Source organism: Deltaproteobacteria bacterium, from assembly GCA_016180855.1.
Taxonomy (GTDB): domain Bacteria; phylum UBA10199; class UBA10199; order JACPAL01; family JACPAL01; genus JACPAL01.
In genome coordinates this window covers 38,331-49,849 of the sequence record JACPAL010000017.1, presented here as the reverse complement: position 1 = coordinate 49,849, position 11,519 = coordinate 38,331, and the positions used below count along the sequence as shown (strand labels likewise).

At 49.9% G+C, this 11,519-nt stretch carries 10 protein-coding genes; 4 read left to right on the top strand and 6 right to left on the bottom strand.

The genetic code is table 11. The features are described 5' to 3' along the window. Positions 1-260: 260 nt before the first annotated feature. The 6 genes from HYT77_08925 to HYT77_08900 are packed head-to-tail and all read right to left on the bottom strand — an operon-like array spanning position 261 to position 4,921. Positions 261-1,658 carry a sigma-54-dependent Fis family transcriptional regulator gene (locus HYT77_08925; GenBank protein ID MBI2068117.1) on the bottom strand — a complete coding sequence of 466 codons (1,398 nt, stop codon included), beginning with the start codon at positions 1,656-1,658 and terminating at the stop codon, positions 261-263. Between the two features lie 13 nt (positions 1,659-1,671). Next, positions 1,672-2,307, bottom strand: a complete 636-nt coding sequence (locus HYT77_08920) for a hypothetical protein (GenBank protein MBI2068116.1) — start codon at positions 2,305-2,307, stop codon at positions 1,672-1,674. Further along, positions 2,297-2,671: a response regulator gene (locus tag HYT77_08915; GenBank protein ID MBI2068115.1), complete on the bottom strand. Its 375-nt coding sequence runs from the start codon at positions 2,669-2,671 to the stop codon at positions 2,297-2,299. The genes HYT77_08920 and HYT77_08915 overlap by 11 nt, the downstream gene beginning before the upstream one ends. A gap of 42 nt (positions 2,672-2,713) precedes the next feature. After that, complete coding sequence (locus tag HYT77_08910; GenBank protein MBI2068114.1) at positions 2,714-4,207, bottom strand: PAS domain-containing protein; 1,494 nt, start codon at positions 4,205-4,207, stop codon at positions 2,714-2,716. 13 nt (positions 4,208-4,220) lie between these two features. Beyond that, a complete protein-coding gene (locus tag HYT77_08905) occupies positions 4,221-4,421 on the bottom strand; it encodes a hypothetical protein (GenBank protein ID MBI2068113.1) in 201 nt (66 codons plus the stop codon). 2 nt (positions 4,422-4,423) lie between these two features. Then, positions 4,424-4,921, bottom strand: coding sequence for a nucleotidyltransferase (locus HYT77_08900; protein MBI2068112.1), 498 nt, complete (start codon positions 4,919-4,921; stop codon positions 4,424-4,426). 113 nt (positions 4,922-5,034) lie between these two features. Here HYT77_08900 and HYT77_08895 point away from each other — a divergent pair, with 113 nt between their 5' ends. The 4 genes from HYT77_08895 to HYT77_08880 all read left to right on the top strand — a co-directional run bounded on the left by HYT77_08895 (position 5,035) and on the right by HYT77_08880 (position 11,515). Then, positions 5,035-6,300: a nucleoside transporter gene (locus tag HYT77_08895; protein MBI2068111.1), complete on the top strand. Its 1,266-nt coding sequence runs from the start codon at positions 5,035-5,037 to the stop codon at positions 6,298-6,300. Between the two features lie 42 nt (positions 6,301-6,342). After that, on the top strand, positions 6,343-6,831 hold the full coding sequence (locus HYT77_08890; GenBank protein MBI2068110.1) for a Rieske 2Fe-2S domain-containing protein: 489 nt from the start codon (positions 6,343-6,345) through the stop codon (positions 6,829-6,831). A 97-nt stretch (positions 6,832-6,928) separates the two neighbouring features. Next, on the top strand, positions 6,929-9,595 hold the full coding sequence (locus tag HYT77_08885; GenBank protein MBI2068109.1) for a beta-propeller fold lactonase family protein: 2,667 nt from the start codon (positions 6,929-6,931) through the stop codon (positions 9,593-9,595). Between the two features lie 30 nt (positions 9,596-9,625). Beyond that, a complete protein-coding gene (locus HYT77_08880) occupies positions 9,626-11,515 on the top strand; it encodes an ATP-dependent helicase (protein MBI2068108.1) in 1,890 nt (629 codons plus the stop codon). Positions 11,516-11,519: the final 4 nt, after the last annotated feature.

The following is an 11,519-nucleotide window of genomic DNA, read 5'->3' as shown; positions in this document are numbered from 1 at the left end:
AACCGCCGACATGATCCAGACTCATGGTTCCATCGAGCTCTTACCGCCTGTGTTTTTGCCTCTCCGAGGACTCTTGGTACACTTTTCGGATAAGCATGTCAAAATTGCTCCCTTCAAAAATCATTCTATCTATCTTTCAATGAGTTCGACGCGTGCCTGGCACCATACTGTGTGGATAGTAGCAACGAAAAGTTAAGCTGTTGATCGATAGATTAAAGGAACTGCCTCCCGAAATTGGGCGGATCTTCCCGATTTTTTCCCTACCCCTTGAGATCAAACTCTTTCATCTTGTTGTAGAGCGTCTTCTCATCAATACCAAGGAGCTTGGCCGCCTTCCCCTTGCGTTGTTTAGATCGGGTCAGGGCCTCCAGGATAAGCGCTCTTTCAATCCTAACTACCGCCTCATGTGCGGCCTCTTTTAAGGGAAGGCCCGTCTGTAGCGGGATATGGAGCTCGCTTAAGGAAGCAGTGTTCCTGAACAACCTCACTTCAGAAGGGAGGTCTTTCATTTCTATACGGTGATCTGCCAGAATCATCGCCCTCCTCAAGATGTTGCGAAGCTCCCTCACATTGCCGGGGAAGCTATAAAGGAGGAGTTTGTCGAGCGCCTCCGGATGGATCTCATTAATTTCCTTTCCGATATCATCACGATACTGATGAAGAAAGAGACTGCAAAGAAACGGGATATCTTCACGCCTCTCACGCAGAGGGGGGACCTGTATGGGAAACTCATTCAGGCGGTAAAACAGGTCCAGACGAAAGCCGGACAATTTTGTTGCCTCTTCAAGATCCCTGTTGCTCGCCGCAACGACCCGTACCGAGGGGCGGATAGACTGTTTGCCGCCGATTCTCTGAAAGGTATGTTCTTCAAGAAAGCGGAGGAGCTTGGCCTGCACGCCGAGAGGGATGTTCTCCACCTCATCCAGAAAAATTGTCCCTCCATCGGAGATCTCGAATTTTCCTTTTTGGAGGCAGGCCGCTCCCGTGAACGCCCCCCTCTCATGACCGAAGAGCTCACTTTCAATGAGCGTCTCCGGAATGGCGGCACAATCAACGGCGACAAACGGCCCATTCTTTTGTTTAGAAAAACGGTGAACAGAACGAGCGACCAACTCCTTTCCGGACCCCGATTCCCCAAAGATAAGGACACTTAGATTGCTGGGCGCAACAGAATGAATCGAGCGGATAACCTCTCGAATCTTTTGTGAACTCCCCATTTGCAACTCAAGCCCCCCCTCCTCACCGAGGCGACCCTTCAATTCTTCCAGTTGCCTGTACAACCTCGACTGTTCCACCGCCTTACTGACCAACACTTTTAATTCTTCATTATCAAACGGCTTTGAAAGATAGTGAAATGCCCCATTCTTCATCGCCAGAACGGCGGTTTTAACCGTCTCATGGGCGGTCAGTATGATCACAGGAACATGAGGATATTGCTCCTTAATCTCACTTAAAAGACTGATTCCATCAATATCCGGGAGTTTTAGATCGAGAAGCAGACAGGCCGGAGACGATTCCCCAAGGCTCTTAAGGCCGTCGGCGCTGTTGCGCCTCCAGGCCACCTCATAACCTGCCTGTGAGAGAATTTTATCGAGGGTCCTGCAGAGAGCTTCTTCATCGTCGATAATTAAAATTTTTTCGGCCACTTCTTCTCCCATAACATATAGCTCTCTAAACCGCCATCTCCATTTCAAAGCTCCGCCGGAACGGCAGACGGTGAATCAGATAGCTGATATCCAGCTTTGAAGTCAGAAATTCATCCACATGATGAAGCAGTCCAATAAAGAGGATACCGGCCTCGCCCTCCTTGAGGGTCGAAAGAATTCTCTCGGCAATCTTGTTGTCTCTTTTCTTAAGCAAGGACGGGGCCTTTTTTTCGTATTCGAGCCGGAGCCTCTCTTTTTCACGGTGTGTCTTCGTCTCGGCAATCCTTTTTAAATAGCTATACTCTTCCAGGAGCAGTTTGGCATCCTCCGTCCCGACAACCGTCGCCCCCCGTCGCATCATGAGGTAAAGGAGTCGATGATTGGGACTCCCCTGCCTTGCCAGATCTTCGACAATCTCTCTCTCCTTGCCACAGACCGGGAGACCATCTTGATAAATCTTCAGTTTCTTGTAAGGAAGATGCAGTCCCTCTACCTCGCGGGCAAGCCCGATCCACATCTCGCCAATAACCATGATATGTTCCAGCCATTTCTTTTCGCCAAACCTCTGGATGTAGGCCTCTTTCATGGGGCCGGCCATACTTCCCATGTCAGAGGTCGTATGGAGGATCGGGACATAGACCAGCTTGCGCCTAGTCCTCACCGAGTGCCTCCCGAACCGCTTTTTTGACTGTCTGGAGATTGAACGGTTTCGTCAGGTAATCAACAGATCCCAGCTCCATCGCCTCTCTCGCAGAGGAGAGACTTCCATGGGCCGTCAGGATGATAACCGGTATCGGTTTTTTTATTTTTCTTCGGATCGCCTTGAGGACCTCTATACCGTCCATTTTCGGCATCTTGAGATCAAGCAAAACGAGATCAACGACATTTCTTTTAAGAAGGGGGAGTACTTTTCCCCCTTCGAGGGCTATCAAAACGGAGTACCCCTCTCTTGTCAGAATTTTTCGGAGGACCGTGCAGAGGTCGACTTCATCATCAACAACGAGTATCGTTCGCTTCGAAGTCATTGAGGCAACCGTAAAACAACCGCCTTTCTCCTTCAAGGAAATTCACACAGGAAGTTCTATCCTGACCTCGCATCCCTTCCCACGACAACTCTTGAAAACAACCTCCCCTCCATGGGATCGAATAATTCCTTCGGCAATCGGTAACCCTAACCCCAACCCCTCTTTTTTTGTGCTGTAGAACGGCTGAAAAACACGGGGGATTATCTCTTCGGAAATACCTTCTCCTGTGTCCTTGATAAGGATTTCCATTTTCTTTTCCTTCCGGTTGTTCTTTACAGAAACCTCGATCTTTCCTCCCTTGGGCATCGCATCAAGCGAGTTTAAGAGGAAATTCAGATAGGCCTGCAAAAACCTTTTCTTGTCGACGATTATTTTGGGGAGTCTGGATAAAATTAAAATTTTTAGACCGACCGACTGTTTTCTGGCGCGCCCTTTAATGAGATCCAACCCCTCTTTGAGGATCGGTCCAACTGACTGCCTTTCGAACTCCACCTCCTGGGGCCGCGCAAAATTCATAAGGCCCTTAATGACTCGATTGGCCGTCTGTACACTCTTGATAATCGCCTCCAGGCCTTCCTTCAAGTCATTATCTTTTTCACCTACCTGATCCAGGCAAAGCTGGGCATTCGATTGGATCACAGCAAGCGGATTCCTTACCTCATGGGCGACACCCGCCGCAAAAGATTCCATGACCCGGCTTCGCTCCGACTCATACAACTCCTCCCTGATCTTCACGACCTCCGTCATATCACGATAACACTCGGCCATGCTGGTTGCCTCTCCCTTGTTATCCTTGATCGGATAGCAGATGATTTGATAGGTGGACTCATCCCCTTTCAGCGACTTCTCCAGCAATCCGGTCCTCTCCCTCTTCTCACCGGTACGAAAACTCTCAGGCACCATACATGCGGAACAAGGTTCGTTCAAACCATGAAGTTTAAAATAACAGGCCTTTCCCACAAAATCCCGATACGATCTTCCACCGAGGACTGTAAGCATTCGGCGGTTGATCCGGCGGATCCTCATGTTTTTGTCAATGAGAACCATTGGATCTTCCACCCCGTCAAAGATCGACAGAAGCTCATATCGGCTCCTGTCGATCATCTCCTCCAGTCCCCTCATCTCCGTCACATCCTGCAAGACGAGGAGAACGCCTTTCTCCCCGGCAACTGAAATTTTTCGGGAATAAAGATGAAAGGTCTTCTGCCCGATTTTCGGAAAGAGACCCGAGAGCACCTTCGGATTTCGTTGATCCAGCATCGCATTCAAGTCGGTGATCGGTTCTTCCTGCTTATGACGAACGATCTTCACTTCGTGAGTGAGAACGTCGGCAAGATTTTTCCCATCCCCCCCCTTCATCATAAAAGTCCTGTTGAAGAGCCGATTCACCGCAAGAATAGAAAGGCGTTCATCGCAAAGAAGCAGAGGAAAAGGGAAGGAGCCAACAATCCTGCTCGCAAAAATTGCAAGGGGAGACCCCTCGGGAGGACCTCCTTCCTCTTTGAACCAATCCCAAATATCATCCAGAAAAGACATGACAATATTTTTTCTAAATCTCGCCCCGGCGGAATTTTTCCTGAATTTTGGCAATGGTGGGATTCCCTCGTGCGACACGACGATTGAATTGGTACATCTCTTCAATCCATTGCAGTTTTCTCTTGGCAGGCACCTTCATGTAATCAAGGATCTGAGCCTTGGTCCGAAAATACCGGAATCCCCCTAATCGTTTATTGGTTCTCTTCGCCTTCATTTTCAAAGTTCTTTTCTGGTCCTCAGGACCTTTTGCAGCATAACAATATCCGCCCTATCCTGGGCCCGTCGGGCTTTTTGTTTTAATTTTATCAGGTCCAGGATTGAAATGACAGGGATTTTAATGTCATCAACGACAATCATTTCTTTCCTCCGATACATCGGACCAAACGGCAGGGGATGTTTCACGAAGACATCAATCACCCTCATCATGTCTCTTGAATGACAGAAGCTGAAGACAATCATATTCTTGTTTTTTATCCAATCCGCACGTTTTTTGGGATCCGCAAATTCGGTGGCACCAACCGGAACTTTAGGCTGGAAGTCGAGCTTTGCCATCAGCTTTAAAAACTTGAGGAGATTTTTTTCTTCCAAATAAACAACCAGGTCGATATCTTTTGTAGGCCGCTCGATACCATGTAAATTGACGGCAATGCCGCCGACCACGACAAAGCGTATCTCTGCCTTCACAATTTGCTTGAGCAGTTCAAAAAACTCCATAGAAATTGGATCGAACCTATCTCTAAAACTTCTTAAAGTCAAAAATGGAACTTACCCGGTTTCTTGCATTTTTCTTGTCCAGGTAACCGCGGAAATGATATGGAGGCGGGTTGATGTCAGTTTACAATCTTGTCAGCCTTTCAGGCGTCTTCCTGCTCGCATTCATCGCCTGGATTTTTTCGACCGACCGGAGGCGGGTCAACCTGAAATTAGTGGTTGTCGGTCTCCTCCTCCAGTTTTCCATGGGGGCGTTTGTCTTTCTCTTCCCGCCGGGGACCCAGGCCCTTCTTTTTTTGAGTCATATCACGGTCAAAATCATTGAGGCGTCCTCCGCAGGTATTGAATTTGTGTTTGGCCCTCTGGGACTCCCGCCCGGAACGGAAGGAAGCCCCGGCTTCATCCTCGCCTTTCAGGCGTTACCGACGATCATCTTCTTCTCGGCGCTTATGGGTCTTCTCTATTACTTCAGGGTGATGCCGTTTATCATCAAGCTGTTTGCAAAGGTTTTTACTAAACTGCTCGGTATCAGCGGCGCCGAATCACTCTGTACTACCAGCAATATTTTTGTCGGAATCGAGGCGAATACAACCGTGCTGCCCTACCTCAATCAGATGACCCGATCGGAACTTCACACGATTCTCACGGCCGGCATGGCAACAATCGCCTCCAGTGTGATGGGAATTTACGTCCTGCTTCTTCAATCCCACTTTCCGAATATTGCCGGGCACCTGATCTCCGCCTCCCTCATCTCGGCCCCCGCCTCCATTGTCATGTCCAAGATCCTTCTCCCGGAGACGGAAAGACCGATCACACTCGGGACCTCGATTGAACCCCATTATGAGCGGGAGGGAAACTGGATGGAGGCAATTATCAACGGGGCAACGGCCGGAGGAAAACTGGTGATGGGAATTATCGTCCTCCTTGTTGCCTTTCTCGGAATGGTGCGGCTTCTCAATATGGGGATCGGATCGATCGGTGGTATTCACCTTGAAACAATCCTGGCGTATCCGTTTTATCCGTTATCCCTCGCCATTGGGGTTCCCCCATCCGATGCGATGGAGATCGCCCGACTCCTGGGCGAACGGATGATTTTGACGGAGATCCCGGCCTATCAACATCTAAACGATTTACTGGCACATGGGGCACTCCACGATGGGAGAAGTGCGGTGATTGCCGCCTACGCCCTCTGTGGGTTTGCCCACCTCTCCAGCGTTGCCATTTTTGTCGGCGGGACAGCAGCGCTCGTTCCGGAGAGGACACTTACACTCGCCCAGATTGCGATGCGTTCCTTTCTTGCCGCCACCCTTGCCTGTCTCATGACCGCGGCGGTTGCCGGCACCTTCTATGGAAAAGGGTCCCTCCTCTTTCTTGCGAATTAATTGACCCTTGCCAGTTTTTTCTCGCCTGTTTATTCTTGCTGAGTGAAGAAGAAAGAAGATCCCGAGGGCCACAGCATTAATCTGCCCCGACCGTTTGGTGTCGACTATGTCCCCCGTAAACGCAGAAAGAGCCCGGATACAAGGGGAAAGGTTTTTGTCGGTACCATTGATGAGATTCCACCCGGCAAGGCAAGGGCCGTTGTATTAAATAACTTTAGGGTAGCGGTTTTCAATCTTGACGGTCAGTTCTATGCGATCAAGGATGCCTGCCCCCATGCCGAGTATCCGCTCTCCAAAGGCATGGTCCGAGGTGAAACAGTCACCTGTGCCTCGCACAACTGGAGATTCAATATCAAAACCGGTCTCTGTCTTACGTACCGGCAAGTACGCCTGCGTCGCGCCTCAGCAGCCTGCCTCGTATCTGGGACCTTTCTCAACATCCTTTCAAACCCCTTTGTCAACAGACTGCTAACAGGTGTCAAAATTGGCCGCTCAAAAGGGTTAAAACAAACCCATTCCTTCAATTTTTAAAACAAAATAGTAGTGCATTATCAGATATTTATATTATTATTCTGTTGGTTCGATAATTGCTTCAGCACAAGGAATGAAGTTCTACCCAGGGGGACTCGTGGGGAGACGGCTTGCTTACTTTTTAAGTTGGGGGCCCCTCATCACGCTTTGCGCCTCTCTTGTCAGCTGTTCAAGCACCATAGGAGATCCTGGCACCGCTGCTATAACGACTTCAACGGTCGCCATCACAGCGACTGTCAACTCTCCAACAAGTTCTTCGGGCAGACTATCGATCCTGGGACTTGAACTCGGTAAACCGACAAAACAGGGAGTGACACAAACAGCCGCCTCAGGATTGACCGGGACCCTCTACACACTCGAAGGGACGAATCTTGGGACTGCTGCTATTACAAACGGATCGTTCGTCCTCTCACCAAATCTCTCATCATTAAAACCAAGCGGAATCACCGGCACAACCTGGACAACTTCACTGATCCTCGTTGCCACCAATGAGACAGGGACAATTCAGATTGAAACGTATGTCGAAGCGACTATTACGGAGGGAAACACCAGCCAGATTTCGCTCGGGACAGCCGATATCGAGACAACACTTGCCTCCGCGGCACTTCAAAAAAAGATCGGGTGTGATTGGGGAGGTGATTGCCGCACACCAGCCTCCTCTCTCGACCCTGCCTGTTATTTTCGTGCCATGGAAACCGCCTCAGATCAGGGGGATCGAACTGGTGAGGGACTCCAGGATGATATGGGGCTTATGAAAGATATGATCCAGGGGGTCATGGCCCGAGGCTCTGTGACACCTGCCGGCTTGGGATACTCGAGCTGGTCTGGCGTCATAAAGAAGGCCCTCTCTGGAGAGCTGTCGAATAACGCCATTTCACAGCTCTGTGCCGCTGCCTCTTCAACAACAGGAATGGACGCCTCCGCCTGTACCTCCGGATACTCGAATTCTGCAGAGGCCATGGAGGGTTTGGAGGAGGTTATTGGGACTCAGCTGGCCAGCGATGTCGGGGTCGAGGCAGTTTCGAGTTTCAGCGCCTTGACAACCGCTTCCGGGAGTGCCTGCGATTCTATCAAGAGTTCAGCTAACTTCAATTATACCGAGTCGCTCATCGGAGTTATTCTTGCCTCCTCAAGCCCAACGACACTCGAGAAGACATTTTCGAGGACGGGGATGAAGGTCTTTCTTGGATTGGTTGAACAATACCAGAATGCAGGAGAATTTGATCTCCTTCAGGATGCCCCGGAGGGGATTGCCGCCTTCCTCGAAGGCGTCGACAGTTTTGATCTCTACTTTGCAGGTGATGGTAAACTAGCAGACGCCCCAATTGAAGGGCTCTATACCCTTATGAACGGAATCGATGCCTCACTGACACCGGACCAGAGGAGAGATTGGGGCATGTCACTCGAAGGCCTTGTCAATTCCGTAGGAGGTTGGAACGGGATGCTCAAGGAGAATGGAGAACTCGATCTGGATAAGCTGAGCTATTTTGATCAATACGTCGAGGAGGGACTCGAGAGGGGGACCTTTGATCCTGATTCAGCTAATTTTGCATCTCTGGGTGGGGTTCTTGAGAGTGATTTTGAAAACGTCGGGGAAAACACCTCGTTTCGGAGTTGTCTTGGCCGTGGAGGTACCCTGGAAAGCTGTGGGGGAAGCTATACGGCCGGGGGGGTGGGGGTCCAACAGCAGAATGACAATCAAGTCGATACGTTCTATTTTGCCTATGCACCGAACGTAATGGGTAATAATATTTCTGCATACCGCTTGGACGCGACAACAGGGGCCCTCACCGCGTTGAGCAGCTCTCCCTTCGGAGCCGGTTCCGTGCCCCAAAGGATAGCGATCACTCCGAATAGTCAATGTCTCTACGTCAACAACCAGAACAACAGCTCGGTCTTGATCAAGCCAATTACTGCTTCGACCGGTGCCCTCGAGGAGGGGTCATCGGCAAGTACAGGGACAACACCATGGAGCTCCGCCGTTACTCCCAACGGCAGTTTTTTGTATATGTTAAATTATGTCTCTGACGATATCTCCGGTTACAGCATTAACGGAACAACCTGCGCCTTAACACCGATCTCGGGTTCTCCTTTTGTGGACTCGCCGACATGCGACAGCCCCTATGAGCCTGTGGTTCATCCGAATGGAAAGTTTCTCTATGTATCAAACTATGACGATGGAAATATCTCCATTTTTGAGATTAATTCCTCAACGGGTGCCTTGACGCGATATTTCGGTTCACCCTATCCGCTCAACGTCATGTCGCTACGAGGCATGGCGATAACACCAGATGGCAACTTTCTCTATGCTGTTGATGATGGCACCAGTACCATTTGGGGTTTTTCAGTCAATGCCTCTACAGGCGCCCTCAATCAACTCGATCTCTCCCCTTCAGAGCTTCCGAATGAAAAGTACCTTGATCTGGGTGATAATGCGGGCCTCAGTGATATAACCATCGACCCAACCGGTAAATTTCTTTACACCGTCGACACCAACGATAGCAACGGCCTTCGCGCCTTTGCAATCAACACCTCAAACGGTTTCCTGACACAAATCAGCACCTATGCGGTAGGAGGCACAACACCAACGCGAGTCAGGCTTGATCCGACCGGCAAATTCCTCTATGTTGTGAATCCGGGAAGCAACAATATTTCAGGCTTTACTGTCAACAGCTCGACCGGCGCCTTGACCGCTATTTCCGGATCCCCATTTTCGGCGGGGTCAAGCCCGTTTGACATTAAGGTTATCAGCATTGCACGATAGGCTTATTTCCCATGATGGGTGTGTTGAAAAATGATCACTCTGACAACGGAGCAACAAGAGGCGGTTGTATACCCGGGCGACTCCGTGATCATTGCCGCCCCCGGCTCCGGAAAGACCGAGGTCCTCGTCCGTAAGGTCGCCTATCTCTACGAGCAGAAAAAAATCCCTTTAGATCAAATTATTGTCATGACGTTTACCGAGAAGGCCGCAGCCGAGCTCAAAGGGCGCCTCTCTTCCCGGTTGAAGAGGACGTTGGAACAGCTTGAGAGAATGCCGATTGGGACAATGCATTCCTATCTCGCCTCTCTTCTTCGTCGTCACGGCAATCGTCTTCATCTTAAAACAGATTTTGAAATTATCGATGAGGCGATCGCCTACCTTCTCAGGCTTAAAACCTGTCACATAACGATTCAAGAAGCACTGCAGCAGGGGGAGAAGAAGATAACCCAGTGGGTTGAGAGGTTCGGAATTTCAACATCAACCAAAATGGCAATGGAATTGCTGACAAAGGAACTCCACTTTGCGGAGACCGATGGCGAGGCGGTTCTGCAGAGACTCCATGAGGCCTATGAGACAAAGAAACGGGAACGAAACCTCATGGATTTTAAGGATCTCGAACGATGGGGACTTCAACTCCTGCGGGATCGCTCCATTCAAAAATCGATCCAACAAGAGATCCGCTGGATATTGATCGATGAGTTTCAGGATACGAGCCTTGCCCAGAATGAAATGGCGGATAGGCTTCATGATCCGACACAGAACCATCTTGTTTTTGTCGGAGATCCACGTCAATCAATCTACCGTTTTCGGGGTGCCGTCCCGGAACTTTTTTTGCGCCAGACGGAAAACCTCCAAAAAAAAGGGGGAAAGGTTTTTTATCTCGATTCGAATTTTCGTTCCCGACCGGAGCTGATCGATTACGTCAACGGAATCTCTCCCAAACTCTTCCCGGATTTTCATCGTCCGATCATCGCCACCCGCCCTTCAAACCAGATGGCGAAGGTTGAATACCTTGAAATCAACTCCCAAAAAAACGCCGAAGAACAACGCAAGGCGGAGGCCATGACGGTTGCGGAAAAAATCCTCCTGCTTCGTGAAAAAAACGCCTGGCACGAGATTGTCCTTCTCTTCAGAACCCGTCTCGCCATGAGGTCTTATGAAGAGGAACTCAACTCCCGGAAGATTCCATTTCTGACTGATAAAGGGGAGTCTCTTCTGGATCAGCCGGAGAGTATCGCCGCCCTGTTTGCCATGAAACATCTTCTAAACCGTTCGGATCCCTATCTCCTGCTAGGCCTTGAAAGTACCCCCTTAAGGAATCTCTCCCTTTCTCTCCCGGAAGAGGGGCTCACAAAATGGCTCCCCAATCTCTTTAAACAACTGACTGGTCTTTACGAAGGGGATTCCACAGCCAAAAACAACCTGGAACGGTTTCAGGAATGGCTTTTGGAGTTAAACCGGCTTGACTCACCAGACCTCAAGGGACTCCTCGAAACCGTAGATCTGTTTCGCCAAGAAAAGGTCCAAATCCCCTCTCCCGACAAGGAGTCTCGCCGTGACGCGGTCCGGCTCATGACGGTTCATTCAGCCAAAGGACTCGAATTTCCGATTGTTTTTCTTTGTGACCTGGGGGCCCGCCCTACCAACTCCCACCTCCCGTACCTAAAAAGGGCGGATGGAAAGATTTTCTTCAAAGAAAGGAGTAACGAGGAGAACGGTCTCAAGAATAAACTCGAAAAATCAGAGGAGTATGTCGGTTCCGAATTGCAGGAGAAGGCGGCGGAACAGGAAGAATCGAAGAGGCTCCTATATGTTGCCCTGACACGGGCCAAAGAACAGCTCTACTTGCCGATTTCACGCCCCCCAAAGGGAAACAGCCCATCCCATAGTTGGCCTTCTCTTCTTTTGAATGAGACTTAAAAAA

Bases quoted from the DNA above. Each gene is read 5' to 3' on its own strand.
- HYT77_08895 (MBI2068111.1), top strand. From the start codon at position 5,035: ATGTCAGTTTACAATCTTGTCAGCCTTTCAGGCGTCTTCCTGCTCGCA.
- HYT77_08915 (MBI2068115.1), bottom strand. From the start codon at position 2,671: ATGACTTCGAAGCGAACGATACTCGTTGTTGATGATGAAGTCGACCTC.
- HYT77_08925 (MBI2068117.1), bottom strand. From the start codon at position 1,658: ATGGGAGAAGAAGTGGCCGAAAAAATTTTAATTATCGACGATGAAGAA.
- HYT77_08910 (MBI2068114.1), bottom strand. From the start codon at position 4,207: ATGTCTTTTCTGGATGATATTTGGGATTGGTTCAAAGAGGAAGGAGGT.
- HYT77_08880 (MBI2068108.1), top strand. From the start codon at position 9,626: ATGATCACTCTGACAACGGAGCAACAAGAGGCGGTTGTATACCCGGGC.
- HYT77_08900 (MBI2068112.1), bottom strand. From the start codon at position 4,921: ATGGAGTTTTTTGAACTGCTCAAGCAAATTGTGAAGGCAGAGATACGC.
- HYT77_08905 (MBI2068113.1), bottom strand. From the start codon at position 4,421: ATGAAGGCGAAGAGAACCAATAAACGATTAGGGGGATTCCGGTATTTT.